General features: G+C 71.5%; 23 protein-coding genes. 20 read left to right on the top strand and 3 right to left on the bottom strand.

What is annotated here, in order from left to right; genetic code table 11:
* Positions 1-58: 58 nt before the first annotated feature.
* On the top strand, positions 59-2542 hold the full coding sequence (locus V4Y03_RS05040; protein WP_332434149.1) for a RelA/SpoT family protein: 2484 nt from the start codon (positions 59-61) through the stop codon (positions 2540-2542).
* Between the two features lie 67 nt (positions 2543-2609).
* On the opposite strand, the gene V4Y03_RS05035 is transcribed toward V4Y03_RS05040, so the two are convergent.
* Complete coding sequence (locus V4Y03_RS05035) at positions 2610-3839, bottom strand: DUF349 domain-containing protein (protein ID WP_317874444.1); 1230 nt, start codon at positions 3837-3839, stop codon at positions 2610-2612.
* A gap of 200 nt (positions 3840-4039) precedes the next feature.
* A complete protein-coding gene (locus tag V4Y03_RS05030) occupies positions 4040-4837 on the bottom strand; it encodes a peptidylprolyl isomerase (RefSeq protein WP_317874443.1) in 798 nt (265 codons plus the stop codon).
* A gap of 161 nt (positions 4838-4998) precedes the next feature.
* Between V4Y03_RS05030 and V4Y03_RS05025 the strand changes: the two genes are divergently transcribed.
* The 5 genes from V4Y03_RS05025 (at position 4999) to rpsD (ending at position 10145) form a co-directional block, all read left to right on the top strand.
* Positions 4999-5706: an MBL fold metallo-hydrolase gene (locus tag V4Y03_RS05025; protein ID WP_317874442.1), complete on the top strand. Its 708-nt coding sequence runs from the start codon at positions 4999-5001 to the stop codon at positions 5704-5706.
* Positions 5707-5714: 8 nt separating this feature from the next.
* Positions 5715-6977 carry a histidine--tRNA ligase gene (gene hisS, locus V4Y03_RS05020; RefSeq protein ID WP_332434148.1) on the top strand — a complete coding sequence of 421 codons (1263 nt, stop codon included), beginning with the start codon at positions 5715-5717 and terminating at the stop codon, positions 6975-6977.
* 165 nt (positions 6978-7142) lie between these two features.
* Positions 7143-7769, top strand: coding sequence for a vitamin K epoxide reductase family protein (locus V4Y03_RS05015; protein ID WP_317874440.1), 627 nt, complete (start codon positions 7143-7145; stop codon positions 7767-7769).
* A 54-nt stretch (positions 7770-7823) separates the two neighbouring features.
* Positions 7824-9176 carry a replication-associated recombination protein A gene (locus V4Y03_RS05010; RefSeq protein WP_317874446.1) on the top strand — a complete coding sequence of 451 codons (1353 nt, stop codon included), beginning with the start codon at positions 7824-7826 and terminating at the stop codon, positions 9174-9176.
* Positions 9177-9530: 354 nt separating this feature from the next.
* Positions 9531-10145 carry a 30S ribosomal protein S4 gene (rpsD, locus tag V4Y03_RS05005; RefSeq protein ID WP_015032311.1) on the top strand — a complete coding sequence of 205 codons (615 nt, stop codon included), beginning with the start codon at positions 9531-9533 and terminating at the stop codon, positions 10143-10145.
* A gap of 34 nt (positions 10146-10179) precedes the next feature.
* On the opposite strand, the gene V4Y03_RS05000 is transcribed toward rpsD, so the two are convergent.
* Positions 10180-12366: an ATP-binding protein gene (locus V4Y03_RS05000; RefSeq protein ID WP_332434147.1), complete on the bottom strand. Its 2187-nt coding sequence runs from the start codon at positions 12364-12366 to the stop codon at positions 10180-10182.
* A gap of 158 nt (positions 12367-12524) precedes the next feature.
* On the opposite strand from V4Y03_RS05000, the gene V4Y03_RS04995 reads away from it, so the two are divergent.
* From V4Y03_RS04995 to nusB, 14 genes are all read left to right on the top strand, one after another.
* Positions 12525-12962 carry a DUF948 domain-containing protein gene (locus tag V4Y03_RS04995; protein ID WP_317874438.1) on the top strand — a complete coding sequence of 146 codons (438 nt, stop codon included), beginning with the start codon at positions 12525-12527 and terminating at the stop codon, positions 12960-12962.
* Positions 12963-12968: 6 nt separating this feature from the next.
* Positions 12969-13325, top strand: coding sequence for a DUF6167 family protein (locus tag V4Y03_RS04990; RefSeq protein WP_317874437.1), 357 nt, complete (start codon positions 12969-12971; stop codon positions 13323-13325).
* Positions 13325-15994: an alanine--tRNA ligase gene (gene alaS / locus V4Y03_RS04985; RefSeq protein ID WP_332434146.1), complete on the top strand. Its 2670-nt coding sequence runs from the start codon at positions 13325-13327 to the stop codon at positions 15992-15994. Before V4Y03_RS04990 ends, alaS begins: the two co-directional genes overlap by 1 nt.
* Before the next feature lie 2 nt (positions 15995-15996).
* Positions 15997-16461: a Holliday junction resolvase RuvX gene (ruvX, locus tag V4Y03_RS04980; protein ID WP_056566744.1), complete on the top strand. Its 465-nt coding sequence runs from the start codon at positions 15997-15999 to the stop codon at positions 16459-16461.
* A gap of 102 nt (positions 16462-16563) precedes the next feature.
* The gene (gene mltG / locus V4Y03_RS04975) at positions 16564-18342 is read left to right on the top strand and encodes an endolytic transglycosylase MltG (RefSeq protein WP_332434145.1); all 1779 of its coding nucleotides are present in this window, start codon (positions 16564-16566) and stop codon (positions 18340-18342) included.
* A 2-nt stretch (positions 18343-18344) separates the two neighbouring features.
* The gene (locus V4Y03_RS04970) at positions 18345-19169 is read left to right on the top strand and encodes a shikimate dehydrogenase (protein WP_332434144.1); all 825 of its coding nucleotides are present in this window, start codon (positions 18345-18347) and stop codon (positions 19167-19169) included.
* 210 nt (positions 19170-19379) lie between these two features.
* Positions 19380-20564 carry a chorismate synthase gene (aroC, locus tag V4Y03_RS04965; RefSeq protein WP_317874433.1) on the top strand — a complete coding sequence of 395 codons (1185 nt, stop codon included), beginning with the start codon at positions 19380-19382 and terminating at the stop codon, positions 20562-20564.
* Entirely contained in the window at positions 20561-21082 is a 522-nt protein-coding gene (locus tag V4Y03_RS04960; RefSeq protein ID WP_332434143.1) for a shikimate kinase, read from the top strand. Before aroC ends, V4Y03_RS04960 begins: the two co-directional genes overlap by 4 nt.
* Complete coding sequence (gene aroB, locus V4Y03_RS04955; protein ID WP_332434142.1) at positions 21079-22176, top strand: 3-dehydroquinate synthase; 1098 nt, start codon at positions 21079-21081, stop codon at positions 22174-22176. The genes V4Y03_RS04960 and aroB overlap by 4 nt, the downstream gene beginning before the upstream one ends.
* A complete protein-coding gene (aroQ, locus tag V4Y03_RS04950; RefSeq protein ID WP_317874430.1) occupies positions 22173-22619 on the top strand; it encodes a type II 3-dehydroquinate dehydratase in 447 nt (148 codons plus the stop codon). The genes aroB and aroQ overlap by 4 nt, the downstream gene beginning before the upstream one ends.
* Before the next feature lie 407 nt (positions 22620-23026).
* Positions 23027-23953: an AAA family ATPase gene (locus tag V4Y03_RS04945; protein WP_332434141.1), complete on the top strand. Its 927-nt coding sequence runs from the start codon at positions 23027-23029 to the stop codon at positions 23951-23953.
* A 70-nt stretch (positions 23954-24023) separates the two neighbouring features.
* Complete coding sequence (locus tag V4Y03_RS04940) at positions 24024-25136, top strand: aminopeptidase P family protein (protein ID WP_332434140.1); 1113 nt, start codon at positions 24024-24026, stop codon at positions 25134-25136.
* 49 nt (positions 25137-25185) lie between these two features.
* Positions 25186-25752, top strand: coding sequence for an elongation factor P (gene efp / locus V4Y03_RS04935; RefSeq protein ID WP_317874994.1), 567 nt, complete (start codon positions 25186-25188; stop codon positions 25750-25752).
* 2 nt (positions 25753-25754) lie between these two features.
* On the top strand, positions 25755-26192 hold the full coding sequence (nusB, locus tag V4Y03_RS04930) for a transcription antitermination factor NusB (protein WP_317874995.1): 438 nt from the start codon (positions 25755-25757) through the stop codon (positions 26190-26192).
* Positions 26193-26339 lie beyond the last annotated feature (147 nt).

Raw genomic sequence — 26339 nt, 5'->3', positions numbered from 1 at the left:
CGGGGGACCCGGAACCTCCCCCAGACTCCGTCCGGGGGGACCGCCAGAGGAGCGCTTCTTGCCAGACGAGGCCCAGTCACTCTCCGCCGCGCAGCCCGACCCGAAGGCCGAAAAGGCCGCGCCGGGGACCGGCACGCCCCAGAACAAGCCCGCGGAGACCGGGCCCCCGCCTGCCGAGCCCGCCCCGGCCCCCGAGGCCCCGGCGCCCGCGCCCGCGCGGCCCGCGCCCGCCGCGCCCACCCGCTCGGGCGGCTCCTCCAACCGCGTCCGCGCCCGCCTCGCCCGGCTCGGCGTCCAGCGGTCCTCCCCGTACAACCCGGTCCTCGAACCGCTGCTGCGGATCGTCCGCTCCAACGACCCCAAGATCGAGACGGCCACGCTCCGCCAGATCGAGCGGGCCTACCAGGTCGCCGAGCGCTGGCACCGCGGCCAGAAGCGCAAGAGCGGCGACCCGTACATCACCCACCCGCTCGCCGTCACCACGATCCTCGCCGAACTCGGCATGGACCCGGCGACCCTCATGGCGGGGCTCCTGCACGACACCGTCGAGGACACCGAGTACGGCCTCGACACCCTCCGCAGGGACTTCGGCGACCAGGTCGCCCTGCTCGTCGACGGCGTCACCAAGCTCGACAAGGTCAAGTTCGGCGAGGCCGCGCAGGCCGAGACCGTCCGCAAGATGGTCGTCGCCATGGCCAAGGACCCGCGCGTCCTGGTCATCAAGCTCGCCGACCGCCTGCACAACATGCGCACCATGCGCTACCTCAAGCGGGAGAAGCAGGAGAAGAAGGCCCGCGAGACCCTTGAGATCTACGCGCCCCTGGCCCACCGCCTGGGCATGAACACCATCAAGTGGGAGCTGGAGGACCTCGCCTTCGCGATCCTCTACCCCAAGATGTACGACGAGATCGTCCGGCTCGTCGCCGAGCGCGCCCCCAAGCGGGACGAGTACCTCGCCATAGTGACCGACGAGGTCCAGGCAGACCTGCGCGCCGCCCGCATCAAGGCCACCGTCACCGGCCGCCCCAAGCACTACTACAGCGTCTACCAGAAGATGATCGTCCGCGGTCGTGACTTCGCGGAGATCTACGACCTGGTCGGCATCCGCGTCCTCGTGGACACCGTCCGCGACTGCTACGCGGCCCTCGGCACCGTCCACGCGCGATGGAACCCGGTCCCCGGCCGGTTCAAGGACTACATCGCGATGCCGAAGTTCAACATGTACCAGTCGCTGCACACGACGGTCATCGGACCCAACGGCAAGCCCGTCGAACTCCAGATCCGCACCTTCGACATGCACCGGCGCGCCGAGTACGGCATCGCCGCGCACTGGAAGTACAAGCAGGAGGCCGTCGCCGGAGCCTCCAAGGTCCGCGCCGACGTGCCCAAGAAGGCCGGCAAGGACGACCACCTCAACGACATGGCGTGGCTGCGCCAGCTCCTCGACTGGCAGAAGGAGACCGAGGACCCCAGCGAGTTCCTGGAGTCCCTGCGCTTCGACCTCTCCCGCAACGAGGTCTTCGTCTTCACGCCCAAGGGCGACGTCATCGCGCTGCCCGCCGGCGCCACCCCCGTCGACTTCTCGTACGCCGTCCACACCGAGGTCGGCCACCGCACCATAGGAGCGCGGGTCAACGGCCGGCTCGTGCCGCTCGAATCGACCCTCGACAACGGCGACCTGGTCGAGGTCTTCACCTCCAAGGCGGCCGGCGCCGGGCCCTCCCGCGACTGGCTCGGCTTCGTCAAGTCCCCGCGCGCCCGCAACAAGATCCGAGCCTGGTTCTCCAAGGAGCGCCGCGACGAGGCCATCGAGCAGGGCAAGGACGCCATCGCGCGGGCCATGCGCAAGCAGAACCTGCCGATCCAGCGGATCCTGACCGGCGACTCTCTCGTCACCCTCGCCCACGAGCTGCGCTACAGCGACATCTCCTCGCTGTACGCGGCGATCGGCGAGGGCCATGTCACCGCCCAGTCCATCGTGCAGAAGCTGGTCCAGGCGCTCGGCGGCGAGGAGGCCGCCACCGAGGACATCGACGAGGCGTCGCCGCCCACCCGGGGCCGCTCCAAGCGCCGCTCCAGCGCCGACCCCGGCGTTGTCGTCAAGGGCGTCGAGGACGTCTGGGTGAAGCTGGCCCGCTGCTGCACCCCCGTGCCCGGCGACCCGATCATCGGATTCGTCACCCGCGGCAGCGGCGTATCGGTCCACCGCAGCGACTGCGTCAACGTGGAGTCGCTGTCCCGGGAGCCCGAGCGGATCCTGGAGGTCGAGTGGGCCCCCACCCAGTCCTCCGTCTTCCTCGTCGCCATCCAGGTCGAGGCCCTGGACCGCTCCCGGCTGCTCTCGGACGTCACCCGGGTCCTCTCGGACCAGCACGTCAACATCCTCTCGGCGGCCGTCCAGACCTCCCGCGACCGGGTGGCCACCTCCCGCTTCACCTTCGAGATGGGCGACCCGAAGCACCTGGGCCACGTCCTGAAGGCGGTACGGGGCGTGGAGGGCGTCTACGACGTGTACCGCGTGACGAGCGCCCGGCGCCCGTAGCCGTACGTACGAGGAAGGCCCCCGGCGCGCTGCCGGGGGCCTTCCTCGTACGCGAAGAGCTACGGACTCAGCCGCCGAACTCCTCCAGGCCCTTCATGGCCTGGTCGAGCAGGGCCTGACGGCCCTCCAGCTCGCGGGAGAGCTTGTCGGCCTTGGAGTCGTTGCCGGCGGCACGGGCCGCGTCGATCTGCTTGCGCAGCTTCTCGACCGCGTCCTGGAGCTGACCGGTCAGACCCGCGGCACGCGCGCGTGCCTCCGGGTTCGTCCGGCGCCACTCGGCCTCCTCGGACTCCTGGATCGCCCGCTCCACCGTGTGCATCCGGCCCTCGACCTTGGGACGGGCGTCACGCGGGACGTGGCCGATGGCCTCCCACCGCTCGTTGAGGGAACGGAAGGCCGCGCGCGCCGCCTTCAGGTCCGTCACCGGCAGCAGCTTCTCGGCCTCGGTCGCGAGCTCCTCCTTGAGCTTGAGGTTCTCGGTCTGCTCCGCGTCCCGCTCGGCGAAGACCTCGCCGCGCGCCGCGAAGAAGACGTCCTGGGCGCCGCGGAAGCGGTTCCACAGATCGTCCTCGTGCTCGCGCTGGGCGCGGCCGGCCGCCTTCCACTCCGTCATCAGGTCGCGGTAGCGGGCCGCCGTGTTCGCCCAGTCGGTGGAGTTCGACAGCGACTCCGCCTCGGTGACCAGACGCTCCTTCGCCTTGCGGGCGTCCTCGCGCTGCGCGTCCAGCGAGGCGAAGTGGGCCTTGCGGCGCTTCGAGAACGCCGAGCGGGCGTGCGAGAAGCGGTGCCACAGCTCGTCGTCGGACTTGCGGTCGAGCCGGGGGAGGCCCTTCCAGGTGTCCACCAGGGCCCGCAGCCGCTCGCCCGCGGAGCGCCACTGCTCGCTCCGGGCCAGCTCCTCGGCCTCCGTGACCAGCTTCTCCTTGGCGCCGCGCGCCTCGTCGGTCTGCTTGGCCTTCTGGGCCTTGCGCTCCTCGCGGCGCGAGTCGACCGTCTCCACGAGCTTGTCCAGCCGGGCGGCGAGCGCGGCCAGGTCGCCGACGGCGTGATGCTCGTCGACCTGCTGCCGGATGTGCTCGATCGCCGCGGTGGCGTCCTTCGCCGAGAGGTCGGTGGTCCTCACCCGCTTCTCGAGGAGGCCGATCTCGACAACCAAGCCCTCGTACTTGCGCTCGAAGTAGGCCAGGGCCTCCTCAGGGGTGCCGGCCTGCCACGATCCGACGACCTTCTCGCCCTCGGCCGTCCGCACGTACACGGTGCCCGTCTCGTCGACGCGGCCCCACGGGTCGCTGCTCACAGCGCCTCCTCACCATGATGCCGTCGCGGGGTCGTACCCCCCGGGCATCGTCCACAGTTTCCCGGCGGGCCTCGCCCGCCATCCGCAGCGCGGCCGACGGCCCAACGCTGCACAACGCCAATCTAGGCGAACGGCGGCCCGGCTGTCCGCACTCAGCGCGACCGAGATTCGACGGTCACGCGCGCGTGCGGACCCCCGGCTCACTTCTTCGTGACGGTCGCCTTCGCGATGGTGACGGCCTTCTTCGGGGCGCCGTCGGTGGCGCTGCCCTCGACACCGTCCTTCGCCACGTCCTGGACCGCCTTGAGGCCGGCCGCGTCGATCTTCCCGAACGGGGTGTAGGTCGGCGGCAGCTTGGTGTCCTTGTAGACGAGGAAGAACTGCGAGCCGCCGCTGCCCGGCTGTCCCGTGTTGGCCATCGCCACGGAGCCGGCCGGGAAGGTCACCGCGCCGTCCGCGCCCGCCTTTCCGAGGGCGCCCAGGTTCTCGTCCGGGATGGTGTAGCCGGGGCCGCCGGTGCCGTCGCCCTTGGGGTCACCGCACTGGAGCACGAAGATGCCCTGGGTGGTGAGCCGGTGGCACTTCGTCCCGTCGAAGTACTTCTTGTCGGCCAGGTGCTTGAAGGAGTTCACCGTGCGCGGGGTCTTCGCCGCGTCCATGGTGATGGTGACGGGGCCCTGGTTCGTCGTGAGCGTCATGGCGTACGTGGCCTTGGTGTCCACGGCCATCTTCGGCTCCGGGCCCGCCGACTCGCTCTGCGAGGGCGCCGGGGTGCTGGGCGTGTCGCTCGCCGCGCTGTCCGAGCCCTTCGAGGGGTCGTCGCCCGTCAGCGCCACGGAGGCGTAGACGGCGCCGCCCGCCGCGAGGACCACCGCGAGGGCGGCCGCGATGACGACGTTGCGCTGCTTCGCCTTGCGCCGGTTCTCCTGCCGCCGCTGCTGCTGCCGCGCGTACTTCTCCCTGGCAAGCTGCCGCCGCCGCTGATCGCTGGTGACCACCGGTTCCGCTCCTGTCGCTCGTCTGTTCCTGTCCTGGCCGGATGTGCCCGTACCGTATACGGGTTGGCTGTGGAACCGGCACCGCCGGTAGGCTCTGATCTGCTGGATCCCGCGTTTCCCGCGATTTCCGCGCCCGTGCCGGACGACAACTAAGGACGAACGTGCTGATTGCCGGGTTCCCCGCCGGGGCCTGGGGGACCAACTGCTACCTGGTCGCCCCCGCCGCAGGCGAGGAGTGCGTGATCATCGACCCGGGCCACCAGGCCGCCCAGGGTGTCGAGGAGACGCTGAAGAAGCATCGGCTCAAGCCCGTCGCCGTCGTCCTCACCCATGGACACATCGACCACGTCGCCTCCGTCGTCCCGGTGTGCGGCGCCCATGACGTCCCCGCGTGGATCCACCCGTCCGACCGCTACATGATGAGTGACCCGGAGAAGGCCCTCGGTCGCTCCATCGGGATGCCCCTCATGGGCGAGCTGACCGTCGGAGAGCCCGACGACGTGCGAGAACTGTCCGACGGCGCCGAGCTCAAGCTCGCCGGTCTGGACTTCTCCGTCGCCCACGCGCCCGGTCATACCAAGGGGTCGGTGACCTTCAGGATGCCGGAGACCACGGAGATCCCCTCCGTCTTCTTCTCCGGGGACCTGCTGTTCGCCGGCTCCGTCGGACGCACCGACCTTCCCGGCGGTGACATGGACGAGATGCTCGCTTCGCTGGCCCGTGTGTGCCTGCCGCTCGACAACTCGACCGTGGTGCTGTCGGGACACGGTCCCCAGACGACCATCGGCCAGGAGCGTGCCACCAACCCGTATCTGCGGGACGTGGCTGCCGGCCTCGGGAGCACGAAGGCTCCCCGACGAGGAATGTGACGACTTTCGTGAGCACCTTCAAGGCCCCCAAGGGCACGTACGACCTGATCCCGCCCTACTCCGCCACCTACCTGGCGGTCCGTGAGGCGATCTCCGCCCCGCTGCGGAAGTCCGGCTACGGCTACGTCGAGACCCCCGGCTTCGAGGACGTGAACCTCTTCGCCCGCGGCGTCGGTGAGTCCACGGACATCGTGACCAAGGAGATGTACGCCTTCGAGACCAAGGGCGGCAGCAAGCTCGCGCTGCGGCCCGAGGGCACCGCGTCCGTGCTGCGCGCCGCCCTGGAGGCCAGCCTCCACAAGCAGGGCAACCTGCCGGTGAAGCTCTGGTACTCCGGCTCGTACTACCGCTACGAGCGCCCGCAGAAGGGCCGTTACCGGCACTTCTCGCAGGTCGGCGCCGAGGCGATCGGCGCCGAGGACCCGGCGCTCGACGCCGAGCTGATCATCCTGGCCGACGAGGCCTACCGCTCGCTGGGCCTGCGGAACTTCCGCATCCTGCTCAACTCGCTCGGCGACAAGGAGTGCCGCCCCGTCTACCGCGAGGCGCTCCAGACCTTCCTGCGCGGTCTCGACCTCGACGAGGAGACCCTGCGCCGCGCCGAGATCAACCCGCTGCGGGTCCTCGACGACAAGCGCGAGTCCGTGCAGAAGCAGCTGGTCGGCGCGCCGCTCCTGGGCGACTACCTGTGCGAGGCCTGCAAGGCGTACCACGCGGAGGTGCGCGCCCTGATCACCGCGGCGGGCGTGGTCTTCGAGGACGACGCCAAGCTGGTGCGCGGCCTGGACTACTACACCCGGACCACCTTCGAGTTCGTCCACGACGGTCTCGGCTCGCAGTCGGCGGTCGGCGGCGGCGGCCGTTACGACGGCCTCTCCGAGATGATCGGCGGCCCCGCGCTGCCGTCCGTGGGCTGGGCGCTCGGTGTCGACCGTACGGTCCTCGCCCTGGAGGCGGAGGGCGTCGAGCTCGACATCCCCGCCGTCACCAGCGTCTTCGCGGTGGCCATCGGCGAGGAGGCCCGGCGTCTGCTCTTCGGCAAGGTCACCGAGCTGCGCAGGGCCGGGATCGCCGCCGACTTCGCCTTCGGCGGCAAGAGCCTCAAGGGCGCCATGAAGGACGCCAACCGCTCCGGCGCCCGCCTCGCCGTCGTCGCCGGCGAGCGCGACCTGGCCGAGGGTGTCGTCCAGCTCAAGGACATGGAGTCCGGCGAGCAGCAGGCGGTCACCCTGGACGGCCTCCTGGACGCGGTGCGGGCCACGCTGGCCTGACCGGCCGTCACGCATCGAGGGGCCCGGTCCACGCGCGCGCGTGGACCGGGCCCCTTCGCGTGATCCTTACGCCGGCTTCACTTATGTCCCTCGAACGGTGGAGTCGGTGCCCCGTACGGCAGAATGACCATGCCCATACGGCCCGCGAGCGAGGGAAAAGGCGACATGACGAAGGCAGCGGTGGACGAGGCCGCGTCCGGCGGGAACGGCGCCGGAACGATCGGGGCGAGCAAGGCCTTCGCCTGGCTGCTGGTGATCACCGGAGCGGCCGGGGTGCTCGCCGCCTGGATCATCACGATCGACAAGTTCAAGCTGCTGGAGGACCCCAACTTCACCCCGGGGTGCAGCCTCAACCCGATCGTCTCCTGCGGCAACATCATGAAGAGCGAGCAGGCCTCGGTGTTCGGCTTCCCGAACCCGATGCTCGGCCTCGTGACGTACGCCATGGTGATCGCGATCGGCGTGGGCCTGCTCGCCGGGGCCCGCTACCGCCGCTGGTACTGGCTCGGCCTCAACGCCGGCACCCTGTTCGGTGTCGGCTTCTGCACCTGGCTGATGTACGAGTCGCTGTACGAGATCAACTCGCTCTGCCTCTGGTGCTGCCTGGCCTGGGTCGCCACCATCGTCATGTTCTGGTACGTGACCTCGCACAACGTCCGCAACGGCGTCCTCCCCGCCCCGCGCGGCCTCAGGACCTTCTTCGACGAGTTCACCTGGATCCTGCCCGTCCTGCACATCGGGATCATCGGCATGCTGATCCTGACCCGCTGGTGGGACTTCTGGACCAGCTGACGGACCGGCCGCGGGTGACGGCCCTGTCAGTGCCCTGACTTAGGCTTCATGACTGTGGAGCCCGACCTCTTTACCGCAGCCGCCGAAGACCGCCAGGAGAAGGATCCGGCCAGCAGCCCGCTGGCTGTCCGGATGCGCCCGCGCACCCTCGACGAGGTGGTGGGCCAGAAGCACCTCCTCAAGCCCGGATCGCCGTTGCGCCGACTCGTGGGGGACGGCGACGGCGGCCCGGCCGGAGCCTCCTCCGTGATCCTCTGGGGGCCGCCGGGCATCGGCAAGACCACCCTGGCGTACGTGGTCTCCAAGGCGACCAACAAGCGGTTCGTGGAGCTCTCGGCCATCACCGCCGGCGTCAAGGAGGTCCGCGCCGTCATCGACGGCGCGCGGCGCGCGGTCGGCGGCTACGGCAAGGAGACCGTCCTCTTCCTCGACGAGATCCACCGCTTCTCCAAGGCCCAGCAGGACTCACTGCTGCCCGCCGTCGAGAACCGCTGGGTGACGCTCATCGCCGCCACCACCGAGAACCCCTACTTCTCGATCATCTCCCCGCTCCTCTCCCGCTCGCTGCTCCTCACCCTGGAGCCGCTGACCGACGACGACCTGCGCGGCCTGATGGCGCGGGCGCTCACCGGCGAGCGCGGGCTCGGCGGCGCGGTGACCCTCCCGGCGGACGCCGAGGCCCACCTTCTCCGCGTCGCGGGCGGCGACGCCCGGCGCGCCCTGACCGCTCTGGAGGCCGCAGCGGGTGCGGCGATCGCCAAGGGCGAGCCGGAGATCACCCTCCAGACGGTCGAGGAGACCGTCGACCGCGCGGCCGTGAAGTACGACCGGGACGGCGACCAGCACTACGACGTGGCCAGCGCGCTCATCAAGTCGATCCGCGGTTCGGACGTGGACGCGGCCCTGCACTACCTGGCGCGGATGATCGAGGCGGGGGAGGACCCCCGGTTCATCGCCCGGCGGCTGATGATCTCCGCGAGCGAGGACATCGGCCTCGCCGACCCGAACGCCCTGCCGATCGCGGTCGCCGCCGCCCAGGCCGTCGCCATGATCGGCTTTCCCGAGGCGGCCCTGACCCTGAGCCACGCGACCATCGCCCTGGCCCTGGCCCCCAAGTCGAACGCGGCGACGACCGCGATCGGCGCCGCCCTCGCGGACGTACGCAACGGTCTCGCGGGCTCGGTCCCGCCGCATCTGCGCGACGGCCACTACAAGGGCGCGGCCAAGCTCGGCCACGCCCAGGGGTACGTGTACCCGCACGACGTGCCGGGCGGCATCGCGGCCCAGCAGTACGCGCCGGACACCATCCATGGCAGGCAGTACTACGAACCCACCCGCTACGGCGCGGAGGCGCGGTACGCGGACGTGGTGGAGCGGGTGAGAGCGCGTCTGAAGGGCGACGAGTAGGACGGCGGACCCGGTGCGAGGGTGCCCTCCGGAGCCGCTACACTGGTCCGGATTGCTGCGTCCCGTGCCCGACCCCGGTCGGCACCACCAGAACGGGACAGTCAGCCGGAGACCCGGCCCTCGGGCGGGGTTTCCAGGAGCGTCGCGCACCTTCGAAGGTGTCGCGTGCCACCCATCACCCCCCGGATTCCCGGGACCGGCGATGGGTCGTCCGCGTGCTGCACGTATGTGCCCAGACCTGGGAGCGGCTGCCCGACAGGTCCGTCCCGTACGGACCCGGAAGGTTTCCCGGCTGCGGATGCGACCTCCCCTAACCCTGGTGAAGCCGTTTCGTTCAGATAGAGAGGTTGGTTCATGCCGAACCAGTCCCGTCCCAAGGTCAAGAAGTCGCGTGCCCTCGGCATCGCGCTGACCCCGAAGGCCGTCAAGTACTTCGAGGCCCGCCCCTACCCGCCGGGCGAGCACGGCCGTGGCCGCAAGCAGAACTCGGACTACAAGGTCCGTCTGCTCGAGAAGCAGCGTCTGCGCGCCCAGTACGACATCAGCGAGCGCCAGATGGCGCGCGCCTACGACCGCGCCAAGAAGGCCGAAGGCAAGACGGGCGAGGCGCTGGTCGTCGAGCTCGAGCGTCGCCTCGACGCCCTGGTCCTGCGTTCGGGCATCGCCCGCACCATCTACCAGGCCCGCCAGATGGTCGTCCACGGCCACATCCAGGTCAACGGTGGCAAGGTCGACAAGCCGTCGTTCCGCGTCCGTCCCGACGACGTCGTGATGGTCCGCGAGCGCAGCCGCACCAAGCCGCTGTTCGAGATGGCCCGCGAGGGTGGCTTCGCCGCCGACGGCGAGACCCCGCGCTACCTGCAGGTCAACCTGAAGGCCCTGGCCTTCCGCCTCGACCGCGACCCGAACCGCAAGGAAATCCCGGTCATCTGCGACGAGCAGCTGGTCGTCGAGTACTACGCCCGCTGATCCCAGCACGGCAGTAGTACCGCCCACGCGGTGTTCAGCCCGCCGCTTCCCCGCCCTTACCGGTGGGGGAGCCGGCGGGCTTCCGCGTTCCCGGGACCGCCGCCGCCCTCGCCGTACGGAAGGGACGCGGGGCGGACGACTCCGCCGGGCCGCCGATGGCAGGGCTCCGGCCGGCCGAGAGCGCCCGCTCCACCGCCTCCGCCGCCGACAGCCCCTGGCCCTCCCGGAACGCGAGGCCGTACGCCACCGGCCCCAGCGCCTCCGTCGCCCGCTGCTCGCACAGCGTCCGAGGCCCGTCGAACGCCGCCGAACCGAAGAGCCGGACGCCCACCGTGTCCCACATCGGCACCGCCGCCCCCTGCAGGACCGCGGCCTCCGCCGGATCGCCCTCGTACACCGTCACCAGCGCCAGCAGCTCGACCGCCAGCACCAGACCGACCAGGTCGCGGAAGGTGTGGTTGATCAGGACACTCTCGGTGAGCAGCTCCCGCGCCTCCCCGTACGCGCCCCGCGTCCACGCCGCGTACCCCAGGACGTAGAGGGCGTACGCCCGGCTCCACAGCTCGCCCCGCTCCTCGCAGATCTCCCGGACCTCCCGGCAGCGGGCGACCGCCCCCTCCAGGTCGCCCCGGAAGGCCCGCGCGAGCGCCACCTCGATCTGCCCCATCAGCACGTTGCTGTTCAGCTCGCCCAGCTCCCGGTACCCGACGAGCGCCCGGCCGATCAGCTCCTCGGCCCGCGGCAGGTCGTCCGTGAGCAGCGCCAGACAGCCCATCCGGTGCGTCGCGTACGCCTCCGCGAGGGCGTTCCCCGAGGACCGCGCGCGCTCCCCGCACTCGTGGAGCGCCGCCACCGCCGCCGTACCGTCCCCCTGGAGCACGGTCACGTACCCGAGCACCCACAGCGCCTTCAGCCGCGCCTCCTCGTGCCCGGACTCCAGCGCGAGCGCCCGCTCCAGCCAGTGCCGGCCCTCCGAGAGCCGCCCGCAGCCCACCCACGCGAACCAGAGCGTGCCCGCCAGGTGCTGGGCGAGGTGCGCGTCCCCCGGGAGTTCCAGACACAGGTCGAGAGCCGCCCGCAGATGGGGGAGCGCCGTCTCCGTACGGACCGCCACCTCGGCCTGGCGCGGGCTGAACCACTCCAGCTCGCACCAGGTCGCGAGTCCCATGTACCAGTCGCGGTGGCGCCGCCGCATCCGCTCCGTGTCGCCGAGCGCCGCGAGCCACTCCGCCCCGTACGCGGCGACCGTGTCGAGCATCCGGTACGCGGGACCGACCGGCGCGTCCTCCCGGGTCAGCAGCGACTGCGCGAGCAGCCCCCCGAGCAGGTCGAGGACCAGCTCGGGCGGCAGCTCCGGGCCGCCGCACACGTACTCCACCGCCTCCAGGTCGAAGGGGCCGGGGAACACCGAGAGCCGCGCCCAGAGCAGCCGCTCCTCCGGGGTGCACAGCTCATGGCTCCAGCCGATCGTCGTACGCAGCGTCTGATGGCGGGGGAGCGCCCCGCGCGCCCCGTCCGTGAGCAGCCGGAACCGGTCGTCGAGCCGGTGCAGCATCTGCTCGGCGGAGAGCAGGGGCAGCCGCCCGGCCGCCAGTTCGAGGGCCAGCGGGATCCCGTCGAGACGGCGGCACAGCTCGCGTACGGCCTCCGTGCCGGAGGGGAGCGGAGCGAGCCCGGCACCCGACAGGGCCGGGGCTCCCGCCTCCGCCGCCCGCTCGGCCAGCAGCGCCACCGCGTCCTCCTCGGCCAGCGGCGCCAGCGGGAACACCGCCTCGCCCGCCACCCGCAGCGGCCGGCGGCCGACCGCCAGGACGGTCAGCCCGGGAGCGTGTTCGAGCAGCTCCCGCACCAGCGCCGCACAGGGCGCCACCAGATGCTCGAAACCGTCCACGACCAGCAGCGTCCGGCGCTCCGCGAGATGGTCGAGGAGCACCTCGCGCGGCGCCCGCGGGGTGTGGTCGGTCAGGCCGAACGCCTCGACCAGGGCGTGCTCGATCAGGCCGTCGTCGCGCAGGGCCGCGAGGCCGGCCAGCCGGACCCCGTCGCCGTAGCGTTTCTGCACCCCGTGGGCGGCGCGCAGCGCAAGCCGGGTCTTGCCGACGCCCCCCACGCCCACGACCGTGACCAGGCGGGATGTGTCGAGGAGCGCCGCCAGTGCGGCCTGCTCGGCGGCCCGTCCGACGAACCGGTTCAGCTCCGCCGGGAGATTGCTCCGTCGCATGGGACACGGAGCGTACCGACCCGGACGCTCTCCGTACAATCGGTTCCCGCGACCACCGCCCCACGGGCGCTAATGCGGTACGGCGGGACGGCCGTGGCGCGATAGGGTCGGGGGACGAATTTCAGCAAGGGCCCAACGACAGCAGAGAGCGGTGCAGAGTGACCGGTGGAGAGGTTGCCGGGATCCTGGTGGCCGTCTTCTGGGCGATCCTGGTCTCCTTCCTCGCCGTGGTGCTGGTGAGGCTGGCGCAGACGCTCAGGGCGACCACCAAGCTGGTGGCGGACGTGACCGAGCAGGCCGTTCCCCTGCTGGCCGACGCCTCCGCGACCGTGCGCTCGGCACAGACTCAGCTCGACCGGGTCGACGCCATCGCCACGGACGTCCAGGAGGTCACCTCCAACGCCTCCGCGCTCTCCTCCACCGTCGCCTCCACCTTCGGCGGCCCCCTCGTCAAGGTCGCCGCCTTCGGCTACGGCGTGCGCAAGGCGCTCGGCCGGGAGCGGGACGGCGAGGACGTACCGAGGGCCTCCGCGCGACGTACTGTGATCGTCGGCCGTACCGTGCCGTCCTCGCGACGCCGGAAGCAGAAGGGCTGAACCGCGATGTTCCGCCGCACGTTCTGGTTCACGGCCGGCGCAGCCGCCGGCGTGTGGGCCACCACCAAGGTCAACCGGAAGCTCAAGCAGCTGACCCCCGAGAGCCTCGCGGCCCAGGCGGCGAACAAGGCGCTCGAGACCGGCCACCGGCTCAAGGACTTCGCCCTCGACGTGAGGGCGGGCATGGTCCAGCGGGAAGCCGAACTGGAAGAGGCGCTCGGCCTCGACGCACCCGTCGACCCGGGCCCCGCCCAGGGCCGGGAGCTCCCGGAACCGCGCCGCAGGGCCGCGCTCGGCCCCACCTCGCACCCGACCACGCATTCAATCCCCACGATCTCGTACAACCGGAATGAGGACCACTGATGGAGTCGGCTGAAATCCGCCGCCGCTGGCTGAGCTTCTTCGAGGAGCGCGGGCACACCGTCGTCCCTTCGGCGTCGCTCATCGCGGACGACCCGACTCTGCTGCTCGTCCCCGCCGGCATGGTGCCCTTCAAGCCCTACTTCCTGGGCGAGGTCAAGCCGCCGTTCTCGCGCGCCTCCAGCGTGCAGAAGTGCGTGCGCACGCCCGACATCGAAGAGGTCGGCAAGACCACCCGCCACGGCACGTTCTTCCAGATGTGCGGCAACTTCTCCTTCGGCGACTACTTCAAGGAAGGCGCCATCAAGCTCGCCTGGGAGCTGCTGACCAGCTCGGTGGAGCACGGTGGCTACGGTCTCGACCCGGAGAAGCTCTGGATCACCGTCTACCAGGAGGACGACGAGGCCGAGCAGATCTGGCGTGACGTCGTCGGCGTCCCGGCCGAGCGCATCCAGCGCCTCGGCAAGAAGGACAACTACTGGTCGATGGGCGTCCCCGGACCCTGCGGCCCCTGTTCCGAGATCAACTACGACCGCGGCCCCGAGTTCGGCGTCGAGGGCGGCCCGGCCGTCAACGACGAGCGGTACGTGGAGATCTGGAACCTCGTCTTCATGCAGTACGAGCGCGGTGAGGGCTCCGGCAAGGACGACTTCCCGATCCTCGGCGAGCTGCCGTCGAAGAACATCGACACGGGCCTCGGCCTCGAGCGCCTGGCGATGATCCTCCAGGGCGTCCAGAACATGTACGAGACGGACACCCTCCAGGTCGTCATCGACAAGGCCACCGAGCTCACCGGTGTCGCCTACGGCAAGGCCCACGACAGCGACGTCTCGCTGCGCGTGGTCGCCGACCACATGCGCACCTCCGTGATGCTCATCGGTGACGGCGTGACCCCCGGCAACGAGGGCCGCGGCTACGTGCTGCGCCGCATCATGCGCCGCGCCGTCCGCAACATGCGTCTGCTCGGCGCCACCGGACCGGTCGTCCAGGAACTCGTCGACACCGTGATCAACACGATGGGCGAGCAGTACCCGGAGCTGGTCACCGACCGCAAGCGCATCGAGACCGTCGCCCTCGCCGAAGAGGCCGCCTTCCTGAAGGCCCTCAAGGGTGGCACCAACATCCTCGACACCGCGGTGACCGAGACGAAGGCCTCCGGCGGCACGATCCTCGCCGGCGAGAAGGCCTTCCTGCTCCACGACACCTGGGGCTTCCCGATCGACCTCACCCTGGAGATGGCCGCCGAACAGGGCCTCTCCGTGGACGAGGACGGCTTCCGCCGCCTGATGAAGGAGCAGCGGGACCGCGCCAAGGCCGACGCCAAGGCCAAGAAGACCGGTCACGCCGACATGACCGCGTACCGGGAGATCGCCGACGGCAACGGCGCCACCGAGTTCACCGGCTACACCAACACCGAGGGCGAGACCACGATCGTCGGTCTGCTCGTCAACGGCGTCCCCTCGCCGGCCGCCTCGGAGGGCGACGAGGTCGAGGTCGTCCTCGACCGCACCCCGTTCTACGCCGAGGGCGGCGGCCAGATCGCCGACCAGGGCCGGATCAGGCTGCACAGCGGTGCCGTCATCGATATCCGCGACGTCCAGCAGCCCGTCCCGGGCGTCTCCGTGCACAAGGGTTCCGTGCAGGTCGGCGAGGTGACCGTGGGCGCCACCGCCTACGCCGCCATCGACGTGCGCCGCCGCCGGGCCATCGCCCGCGCCCACTCCGCCACGCACCTGACGCACCAGGCCCTGCGCGACGCCCTCGGCCCGACGGCCGCCCAGGCCGGTTCGGAGAACCAGCCCGGTCGCTTCCGCTTCGACTTCGGTTCGCCGAACGCCGTCCCGGGTGCGGTCCTCACCGACGTCGAGCAGAAGATCAACGAGGTCCTCTCGCGCGAGCTGGAGGTCCATGCCGAGGTCATGCCGATCGACGAGGCCAAGCGCCAGGGCGCCATCGCCGAGTTCGGCGAGAAGTACGGCGAGAAGGTGCGCGTCGTCACCATCGGCGACTTCTCCAAGGAGCTGTGCGGCGGCACGCACGTCCACAACACCGCCCAGCTGGGCCTGGTGAAGCTGCTCGGCGAGTCGTCCATCGGCTCCGGTGTGCGCCGTATCGAGGCCCTCGTCGGCGTCGACGCGTACAACTTCCTCGCCAGGGAGCACACGGTCGTCGCCCAGCTCCAGGAGCTGGTCAAGGGCCGTCCGGAGGAGCTGCCGGAGAAGATCTCCTCCATGCTCGGCAAGCTCAAGGACGCCGAGAAGGAGATCGAGAAGTTCCGCGCGGAGAAGGTCCTCCAGGCCGCCGCCGGTCTCGTCGACTCCGCCCAGGACATCCGCGGTGTGGCCCTGGTGACCGGTCAGGTCCCGGACGGCACCGGCGCCGACGACCTGCGCAAGCTGGTCCTCGACGTGCGCGGGCGCATCTCCGGCGGCCGGCCGGCCGTCGTCGCCCTGTTCACCACCGTCAACGGCAAGCCGCTGACGGTCATCGCCACCAACGAGGCCGCCCGTGAGCGCGGTCTCAAGGCCGGCGAACTGGTCCGCACGGCCGCCAAGACCCTCGGTGGCGGTGGCGGCGGCAAGCCGGATGTCGCCCAGGGCGGCGGCCAGAACCCGGCGGCCGTCGGCGAGGCCATCGCCGCCGTCGAGCGCCTCGTGACGGAGACGGCGTGACGATGCGCCGCGGACGACGTATCGCGGTGGACGTCGGGGACGCCCGGATCGGGGTCGCCTCCTGCGACCCCGACGGGGTCCTCGCGACGCCGGTGGAGACCGTGCCGGGACGCGACGTCCCGGCCGCCCACCGGCGGCTCCGCCAGATCGTCGAGGAGTACGAGCCCATCGAGGTCGTCGTGGGCCTGCCCCGCTCGCTCAGCGGGCGGGAGGGCCCGGCCGCGACCAAGGTCCGGGCCTTCGCCGGGGAGATGGCGCGCGGGATCGCTCCGGTCCCCGTCCGTCTGGTCGACGAGCGGATGACCACGGTCACCGCGACCCAGGGGCTGCGGGCCTCCGGCGTGAAGGCGAAGAAGGGGCGGTCCGTCATCGACCAGGCCGCCGCTGTGATCATCCTTCAGAACGCTCTTGAGTCCGAACGGGTATCAGGTAATCCGCCCGGTGAGGGCGTCGAAGTGGTCATCTGATCGCGATACGGTAACGTTCCGCGCGTTGCGGCGGTGTTCGAACAGCTGCCGCACTACGTAGAGGCGGATCGTCCGGAAGCCTCGCGGCTGTTTTGGGGATCGATGACTGAGTATGGCCGGAGCCCCGGCTCCGAACCGTGGCACCCCGGGGACCCGTTGTACGGGGACCAGGGGTGGGAGGGCCAGCAGCAGCAGTACCCGCACCCGCAGCAGGCGAGCCAGTACGGCCAGGGCGGTCAGGTCTACCAGGACCCGTACGGGCAGGGCGGTCACGCAGCTCAGAGCGGCCAGGGGTACGAGGGCGACCCGTACCAGCAGCACGGCCAGCAGCAGGCTCAGCAGTACCAGCAGCAGCCGCAGGGGTACGTCGACCCCCAGTACCAGCAGCAGTACCAGCAGCAGTCGTACGAGCAGCAGCAGTACGGGCAGACGGCGTACCAGGGCGGTTACGACACGCCCGGACATCTCGGACAGCAGTACGACGGCCACTGGGAGACGGGCCAGGCCTCGATGGCCTACGGCACGCCCCCGGCCGATCCGTACGGCGGCCAGAATCCCGACCTCTACGGCACCCCCGAGGCGTACCCGCCGCCCCAGCCTCCCGGCCGCCGGCAGAACCCGCCGGAGCCGGTGATCGACTGGGAGCCCGAGGAAGAGGCGCGTCCGGAGCCGGAGGAGGAGAAGCACCCCTTCTTCACCGGCGAGGACGCACCGGACGACGAGGACGAAGGCTACGACGAGGAGCCGGGCCGCGGTCGTGGCTCCCGCGGCGGCGACCGCGAACGCCGGAGCAAATCGAAGAAACGCAAGGGCAAGAACGGTGCGGCCTGCCTGGTCGTCGCGCTCGTCATGGCGGGCGGCGTGGGTGGCATCGGATACTTCGGCTACCAGTTCTGGCAGGGCCAGTTCGGCGCGGTCGAGGACTACGCGGGCACCGGCTCCGGCGATGTGCAGGTCGAGATCCCCAAGGGCGCGCTCGGCAACGAGATCGGCAACATCCTGAAGAAGGCGGGGGTCGTCAAGAGCGTCGACGCGTTCACCTCGGCCCAGCAGAAGAATCCCAAGGGCATCTCGATCCAGGCCGGCGTCTACACGCTGAAGAAGGGGATGTCGGCCGAGAGCGCGGTCACGCTGATGCTCAACCCGGCCAGCCAGAGCAACTTCGTCATCCCCGAGGGCCGACGGAACGTCTGGGTGTACGAGCAGATCGACAAGAAGCTCGGTCTTGAGGTCGGTACGACGAAGGACATCGCGAAGGCGAAGGCGAACGAGCTCGGCCTCCCGGACTGGGCGAAGAACCACAAGAACGTGAAGGACCCGCTGGAGGGCTTCCTCTTCCCCGCCAGCTACCCCGTGGCCAAGGGCACCAAGCCCGAAGACGCGTTGCGCAAGATGGTGAGCCGAGCGAGCCAGGAGTACGACAAGCTCGACCTGGAGGCCAAGGCGCAGGCACTCGGTGTCGACGGCCCCTGGGAGCTCGTCACGATCGCCAGCCTCGTCCAGGCGGAGGGAGTGTCGCACGACGACTTCCGCAAGATGGCCGAGGTCGTCTACAACCGTCTCAAGCCGTCGAACCCGCAGACCTACGGCGGGCTCGAATTCGACTCGACGTACAACTACATCAAGAACCAGAGCAAGCTCGACCTCACCCTCGAAGAGCTGCGGAAGTACGACAACCCGTACAACACGTACTTCGTCAAGGGCCTGCCGCCCGGTCCGATCGGCAACCCTGGCGTCGAGGCGATGCAGGGCGTGGTCAGCCCGACGAGCGACGGCTGGTACTACTTCATCTCGATCGACGGCAAGACCTCCCAGTTCACGAAGACCAACGCCGAGCACCAGAAGCTCGTCGAGAAGTTCAACGAGTCGAGGAAGAACTGACAGTGGCAGCACGACGTGCGGCGGTTCTGGGATCGCCGATCGCCCACTCGCTCTCCCCGGTCCTGCACCGGGCCGCGTACGCCGAGCTGGGCCTCGACGACTGGTCGTACGAGCGCTTCGAGGTCGACGAGGCCGGGCTGCCCGGCTTCGTCGGTGAGCTGGACGACAGCTGGGCGGGGCTCTCGCTGACCATGCCGCTCAAGCGGGCGATCATCCCGCTGCTCGACGGGATCAGCGACACGGCCGCCTCCGTCGAGGCCGTGAACACGGTCGTCCTCACCGAGGACGGCCGCCGGGTCGGCGACAACACCGACATCCCCGGCATGATCGCCGCCCTGCGCGAGCGGGGCGTCGAGAAGGTGGAGTCGGCGGCGATCCTCGGCGCCGGCGCCACCGCCTCCTCCGCGCTCGCCGCGCTCTCCCGGATCTGCGCGGGCCCCGTCACCGCGTACGTACGGAGCGAGGCGCGCGCGCAGGAGATGCGCGGCTGGGGCGAGCGGCTCGGCGTGGACGTCCGTACCGCCGGCTGGGACGACGCGGCGGAGGCCTTCGCCGCGCCGCTGGTGATCGCGACCACCCCCGCCGGCAGCACCGACGAGCTGGCGGCCGGCGTCCCCGAGGCCGTCGGCACCCTGTTCGACGTCCTGTACGACCCCTGGCCGACCGCGCTCGCCGCCGCCTGGTCCGACCGCGGCGGCAAGGTGGTCGGCGGCCTCGACCTCCTCGTCCATCAGGCCGTCCTCCAGGTCGAGCAGATGACGGGCGTCCCGAAGGCACCCCTGGCCGCGATGCGCGCGGCCGGGGAGCGGGCGCTCGCCGCCCGGTAGCCCACCGGACGGCACCCGGACCGCACGTGGACGGCGTACGAGCGCCATTCGCGTGAGGGGCTTCACGGCTCACCGGAACGAGACGGACGTCCGACAGCTGGACCGGCGGCCTGGGGAGCGGTCCGGACGTGGGAGGATCGGGGTGGCGGGCCAGGGCCGCGCACCCGGCCGCGTCGTCGCAGTGCCCAGGCGCGAGCATGAGGAGCATCGTTGAGCAGGTTGCGTTGGCTGACCGCTGGGGAATCCCACGGACCCGCGCTGGTCGCGACGCTGGAGGGTCTTCCCGCCGGCGTCCCGGTCACCACTGAGCTGGTGGCGGACCACCTCGCGCGGCGACGACTCGGCTATGGGCGTGGCGCCCGGATGAAGTTCGAGCAGGACGAGATCACCTTCCTCGGTGGCGTCCGGCACGGACTCTCCCTCGGCTCCCCGATCGCCGTCATGGTCGGCAACACCGAGTGGCCCAAGTGGGAGAAGGTCATGTCGGCCGACCCGGTCGACCCCGCGGAGCTCAAGGAGACGGGCCGCAACGCCCCCCTGACCCGGCCCCGCCCCGGCCACGCCGACCTCGCCGGCATGCAGAAGTACGGCTTCGACGAGGCCCGGCCGATCCTGGAGCGCGCCAGCGCCCGTGAGACCGCCGCCCGGGTCGCCCTCGGCGCCGTCGCCCGCTCCTTCATCAAGGAGGCCGCCGGCATCGAGATCGTCTCGCACGTCGTCGAACTGGCCGCCGCCAAGGCGCCGTACGGCGTCTACCCGACCCCCGCCGACGTCGACAGGCTCGACGCCGACCCGGTCCGCTGCCTCGACGCCGACGCGTCGAAGGCGATGGTCGCCGAGATCGACCAGGCCCACAAGGACGGCGACACCCTCGGCGGCGTCGTCGAGGTCCTCGCGTACGGCGTGCCCGTCGGCCTCGGCTCGCACGTCCACTGGGACCGGCGGCTCGACGCCCGGCTCGCGGCGGCCCTCATGGGCATCCAGGCCATCAAGGGCGTCGAGGTCGGCGACGGCTTCGACCTGGCCCGCGTGCCCGGTTCGAAGGCCCACGACGAGATCGTGCGCACCGAGGACGGCATCAAGCGCACCTCCGGCCGCTCCGGCGGCACCGAGGGCGGCCTGACCACCGGTGAGCTGCTGCGCGTCCGCGCCGCGATGAAGCCGATCGCGACCGTCCCGCGCGCCCTCGCCACCATCGACGTCGCCACCGGCGAGGCCACGGCCGCCCACCACCAGCGCTCCGACGTCTGCGCCGTCCCGGCCGCCGGCATCGTCGCCGAGGCCATGGTCGCGCTCGTCCTCGCGGACGCGGTAGTCGAGAAGTTCGGCGGCGACAGCGTCCCCGAGACCCGCCGCAACGTGCGCTCGTACCTCGAGAACCTGCGCATCCGGTGAACGCCGGGCCACTGGTCGTCCTCGTCGGCCCCATGGGCTCCGGCAAGTCCACGGTGGGCGCGCTCCTGGCCGAACGGCTCGGCGTGCCCTACCGGGACACCGACGCCGACATCGTCGCCGCCGAGGGACGCGAGATCTCCGACATCTTCGTCGAGGACGGCGAGGAGCACTTCCGCGCCCTGGAGCGGGCGGCGGTCGCCGCCGCCCTTGCCGGGCACGAGGGCGTCCTCGCCCTCGGCGGCGGCGCGATCCTCGACGCCGGCACCCGTGCCCTGCTCGCCGGACTGCCCGTCGCGTACCTCTCGATGGACGTCGACGAGGCGGTCCGCCGGGTGGGCCTGAACACCGCGCGGCCGCTGCTCGCCGTCAACCCGCGCCGCCAGTGGCGCGAGCTGATGGAGGCACGCCGCCACCTGTACACCGAAGTCGCGCGGGCCGTCGTCACCACCGACGACCGCACCCCCGAAGAGGTCGCGGACGCGGTCCTCGACGCACTGGATCTGAAGAAGGACGCATGACGACGGACCAGGACGTGACCCGAATCCACGTGGCGGGCAGCGCGGGCACCGATCCGTACGAGGTGCTGGTCGGCCGGCAGCTGCTCGGCGAGCTCCCCGCCCTGATCGGCGGCCAGGCCAAGCGGGTCGCCGTGATCCACCCCGAGGCGCTCGCCGACACCGGCGAGGCGCTCCGCGCCGACCTCGCGGACCAGGGCTACGAGGCGGTCGCCATCCAGGTGCCGAACGCCGAGGAGGCGAAGACCGTCGAGGTCGCCGCCTACTGCTGGAAGGCGTTGGGCCAGACCGGTTTCACCCGCAGCGACGTGATCGTGGGCGTCGGCGGCGGCGCCACCACCGACCTGGCCGGCTTCGTCGCCGCGACCTGGCTGCGGGGCGTGCGCTGGATCGCCGTACCGACCACGGTCCTCGCCATGGTCGACGCGGCCGTCGGCGGCAAGACCGGCATCAACACCGCCGAGGGCAAGAACCTCGTCGGTGCCTTCCACCCGCCGGCCGGGGTCCTCTGCGACCTCGCCGCGCTGGACTCGCTGCCGGTGCACGACTACGTCAGCGGTCTCGCGGAGATCATCAAGGCCGGTTTCATCGTCGACCCGGTGATCCTCGACCTCATCGAGGAGGACCCGCAGGCCGCCCGCACCCCGGCCGGTCCGCACACCGCCGAGCTGCTCGTCCGCTCGATCAAGGTCAAGGCCGAGGTCGTCTCCGGCGACCTCAAGGAGGCCGGGCGCCGCGAGATCCTCAACTACGGCCACACCCTCGCCCACGCCATCGAGAAGAACGAGCGGTACAAGTGGCGCCACGGCGCCGCCGTCTCCGTCGGCATGGTCTTCGCCGCCGAGCTCGGCCGTCTCGCCGGCCGGCTCGACGACGCCACCGCCGACCGGCACCGCGCGATCCTGGAGTCCGTCGGTCTGCCGCTCACCTACCGCGGTGACCAGTGGCCCAAGCTTCTGGAGACCATGCGGGTCGACAAGAAGTCCCGCGGCGACCTGCTCCGCTTCATCGTCCTCGACGGGATCGGCAAGCCGACCGTCCTGGAGGGCCCCGACCCGGCGGTCCTGATCGCGGCGTACGGCGAGGTGTCCGCGTGAGCGAGCCCCGTCCGGTGCTGGTGCTCAACGGTCCCAACCTGGGCCGGCTCGGCTCCCGCGAGCCCGACATCTACGGCGCCACGTCGTACAAGGGGCTCGTCGAGTCCTGCCGTGCGCTCGGCGCGGAGCTGGGCTTCGACGTCGAGGTGCGGGAGACGAACGACGAGGGCGAGATGATCCGCTGGCTGCACGAGGCCGCGGACGGCTCGATCCCGGTGGTCATCAACCCCGGGGCGTTCACGCACTACTCGTACGGGATGCGGGACGCGGCCGCCCAGCGGACCGCCCCGCTCATCGAGGTGCACATCTCGAACCCGTACGCCCGGGAGGAGTTCCGGCACACCTCGGTCGTCGCGGCCGTGGCGACCGGTACCGTCGCGGGGTTCGGGATCGGCTCCTACCGGCTGGCGCTGCGGGCGCTCGCCGAGGAACTGACCGGCTGACAAGCGGTTCACGGTGTCCCGGCGTCCCGGGGCACCGGGGGGCGTCCCCGGCCGTTCCCCCTGTGGGGGGCCGGGGCGGTAACGTTCCGGCGCACCGGATACACCGGATACGACAGGCGTACGAGACGGAGTGGGACCGGATGCAGCACGCAGTGGGGGGTCCGCTGCCACCGCCCGAGCGACCGGGCGGCCAGGAACCCGTCCCCGGACCCGGCGCGGGGCCTGGTGCGGGCCTCGGAGCGGGCCCCGGACCCGGCTCGGTCGGGCCGGTTGGACCGGTCTCCGGACCGGTCGGTCCCGGGCCTGTGTCCGGATCCGTAGGACCCATAGGACCCGTAGGACCCGTCGCGGGCCCCGGCCCGGTCGCCGGACCCGGTTCCTTTCCGGCGGGACCCGCTCCCGTACCCATGCCCGGAGCCGCCGGTCCCCCCGGCGCGCGTCCCACCGCTCCGCCGCCCCCGCCGGGCGCCCCCTACCCGCCTCCCCCCGCCGGACCCCGGCTCGGCGTGCACCCCACCCTGCCGAGCGGAGCCGCGCGCCCCCCGCACGCCGCCCCGCCTCCGCACGCCGCCCCGCCCCCCGCCGCTCCGCCTCCGCACGCCGCTCCGCCCCCCGTCGGTTCCGGCGCGCCCGGCTGGAGTGCGCCCGGGGCCCGACCGCAGTACCCGGGCGTCTCCGGCGGGCCCTCGCCCCGTGCCGACCTCACCGGACAGGTGCCGCTGCCGCCCGTGAGCGCGCCGCTCGCGCCCCCGGCGGAGCATGGCGCGGGCACCGGCACCGCCACCCTCGCCGTGCTGCTCATCGGCCCCGCGGGCGCGGGGAAGACGACCGTCGCCCGGCACTGGGCGCGGCGCCGCCGGGTGCCCACCGCGCACATCAGCCTCGACGACGTCCGCGAGTGGGTCTGCTCCGGCTTCGCCGACCCGCAGTCCGGGTGGAACGAGCACTCCGAGGCGCAGTACCGGCTCGCCCGCCGCACCTGCGGCTTCGCCGCCCGCAACTTCCTCGCCAACGGCATCTCCTGCATCGTCGACGACGCGGTCTTCCCCGACCGCCCGGTCGTCGGACTCGGCGGCTGGAAGCGCCATGTCGGCCCCGGCCTGCTCCCCGTGGTGCTCCTGCCCGGCCTGGAGGTCGTCCTGGAGCGCAACGCCGAGCGCAGCGGCAACCGGCGCCTCTCCGACGAGGAGGTCGCCGCCATCCACGGCCGGATGGCGGGCTGGTACGGCTCCGGGCTGCCGATCATCGACAACTCCACCTACGACGTCGAGACCACCGCCCGGGTCCTCGACGAAGTCCTCGCGCGCGCGATAGCCAGCCCGCCGACCTGGTGACCCCACCGGGCCCCGCCCGGTCGGATGCGTACAACAGGCCACCGGGGCGCGCTCCTCGTACGCTCGGAGCATGTCAGAGGTGTATGCGGACCGCCGTGTACGGCTGCGCGATCGTTGCGCGGCCGCCGGCAGCCCGGCGGCCCTGGTCTCCCGCCCCGCCAACGTCCGCTATCTCGCGGGTGGTTCGCCTCCGGGCGCCGCCCTCCTCGTCGGCCCCGAGCCGGACGCCGACGTGCTGCTCTGCCCGGTCGCGCCCGGCACCGACCCGGCCGACGGGCGGCTCGACGAACTGCTCCGCCGGCAGGTCCTGCCCGTAGGCGGGGGAGATCCCGCGGTCGCCGCCGTCGACCTCGCCCGCCGGGCGGGCGCCGACGCCCTCGCCGTCGAGGAGCACCACCTGACCGTGGCCCGGCACCGGGCCATGGGCTCCGTCGCGCCCGGACTCCGGCTGGCCGACCTCGCCTGCGCCGTCGAACAGCTCAGGATCGTCAAGGACGAGGACGAGATCGCCTGTCTGCGGATCGCCGCAGAGATCGCCGACCAGGCGCTCGGCGAACTCCTGGAGTCGATCCTCGTGGGACGGACCGAGCGCCATCTCGCGCTGGAGCTGGAACGGCGGCTCGTCGACCACGGCGCCGACGGCGCTGCCTTCCCCACCTCGGTGGCGACCGGCCCGCATTCCGGGCGCCGGGGGCACCGGCCCACCGACCGCCGGGTCGAGGAGGGTGATTTCCTGACGGTCGGCCTCGGCGCCGACTACCGCGGCTACCGGTGCGAGATCGGCCGCACCTTCGTCATCGGCACCACTCCGGCCGACTGGCAGATCGAGCTGTACGAGCTCGTCTTCGCCGCTCAGCGGGCCGGCCGGGAGGCCCTGGCACCGGGCACCGAGTACCGCGACGTGGACCGGGCGGCCCGCCAGATCCTGGACGCGGCGGGGTACTCGGAGGCCGCCGTTCCCCTCACCGGGCACGGGGTGGGGCTCGAAATCGACGAGGACCCGCAGCTGTCACCCTCGGCCATGGGTAAACTGGACGCTTGTGTGCCGGTCACCGTCGAACCGGGGGTCCACCTCCCGGGCCGGGGCGGGGTCCGGATCGATGACACGCTCGTCGTGCGCCAGGAGGCGGACGGCGGACCCGAGCTACTCACCATCACGACCAAGGAGCTGCTCGCGCTGTAAGGCGCGTACGCCTCCACGGTCCCACGTCAGTCCAGGAGATTCCGCAACCGTGGCTTCCACGAACGACCTCAAGAACGGCATGGTGCTCAAGCTCGAAGGCGGCCAGCTCTGGTCCGTCGTCGAGTTCCAGCACGTCAAGCCCGGCAAGGGCCCGGCCTTCGTGCGCACCAAGCTCAAGAACGTGCTGTCCGGCAAGGTCGTCGACAAGACCTTCAACGCCGGCGTGAAGGTCGACACGGCCACCATCGACCGCCGCGACATGCAGTTCTCCTACATGGACGGCGACTACTTCGTCTTCATGGACGAGGAGACCTACGACCAGCTGCACGTCGACCGCAAGTCGGTCGGCGACGCCGCCAACTTCCTGATCGAGGGCTTCACCGCCTCGGTCGCGCAGCACGAGGGCTCGGTGCTCTACGTCGAGCTCCCCGCCGCCGTCGTGCTGACGATCAAGCACACCGACCCGGGCGTCCAGGGCGACCGCTCCACCGGCGGCACCAAGCCCGCCGAGCTGGAGACGGGCCACGAGATCCAGGTCCCGCTCTTCATCACCACCGGTGAGAAGGTCAAGGTCGACACCCGCACCAGCGACTACCTCGGCCGGGTGAACAGCTAACCGTGGCCGCTCGGAGCAAGGCCCGCAAGCGCGCCTTCCAGATCCTCTTCGAGGCCGATCAGCGGGGTGCCTCCGTGCAGGAGGTCCTCGCCGACCAGGTCCGGCACGCGCGGTCGGACGACCGGCAGCCGCCGGTGAGCGACTTCACCATGCAGCTGGTCGAGGGGTACGCGGACCATGTGGCGCGGATCGACGAGCTCATCGCGACCTACGCGGTGGACTGGGACCTCGACCGGATGCCCGTCGCCGACCGGAACATCGTGCGCCTCGGCGCGTACGAGCTGATCTGGGAGGACGGCACGCCGGACGCGGTCGCGATCGACGAGGCGGTGCAGCTCGCCAAGGAGTTCTCCACGGACGAGTCGCCGACATTCGTCAACGGTCTCCTCGCGCGCTTCAAGGACCTCAAGCCGCGTCTGCGCCGCGACGCCGACGTCTGAGTCCTTAGACGCCACCGGCAGTCGAAGGGGCCCGCAGCACTCGTGCTGCGGGCCCCTTCGGCGTCCTTGGGGGTGCCGTGTGGCAGGTGGGACGAAAAGCGCCGGGCCCGTGGACGTCGGATGACGTCCACGGGCCCGGCGGTACGT

Source organism: Streptomyces sp. P9-A4 (genome assembly GCF_036634195.1).
GTDB lineage: Bacteria > Actinomycetota > Actinomycetes > Streptomycetales > Streptomycetaceae > Streptomyces.
This window is presented reverse-complemented; position numbering and strand designations above follow the sequence as displayed.

Coding starts and splice junctions, on each gene's coding strand:
- aroB (WP_332434142.1), top strand. CDS start 21,079: ATGACGACGGACCAGGACGTGACCCGAATCCACGTGGCGGGCAGCGCG.
- V4Y03_RS05000 (WP_332434147.1), bottom strand. CDS start 12,366: ATGCGACGGAGCAATCTCCCGGCGGAGCTGAACCGGTTCGTCGGACGG.
- rpsD (WP_015032311.1), top strand. CDS start 9,531: ATGCCGAACCAGTCCCGTCCCAAGGTCAAGAAGTCGCGTGCCCTCGGC.
- alaS (WP_332434146.1), top strand. CDS start 13,325: ATGGAGTCGGCTGAAATCCGCCGCCGCTGGCTGAGCTTCTTCGAGGAG.
- V4Y03_RS04990 (WP_317874437.1), top strand. CDS start 12,969: ATGTTCCGCCGCACGTTCTGGTTCACGGCCGGCGCAGCCGCCGGCGTG.
- mltG (WP_332434145.1), top strand. CDS start 16,564: ATGACTGAGTATGGCCGGAGCCCCGGCTCCGAACCGTGGCACCCCGGG.
- V4Y03_RS04940 (WP_332434140.1), top strand. CDS start 24,024: ATGTCAGAGGTGTATGCGGACCGCCGTGTACGGCTGCGCGATCGTTGC.
- V4Y03_RS04945 (WP_332434141.1), top strand. CDS start 23,027: ATGCCCGGAGCCGCCGGTCCCCCCGGCGCGCGTCCCACCGCTCCGCCG.
- V4Y03_RS05015 (WP_317874440.1), top strand. CDS start 7,143: ATGACGAAGGCAGCGGTGGACGAGGCCGCGTCCGGCGGGAACGGCGCC.
- ruvX (WP_056566744.1), top strand. CDS start 15,997: ATGCGCCGCGGACGACGTATCGCGGTGGACGTCGGGGACGCCCGGATC.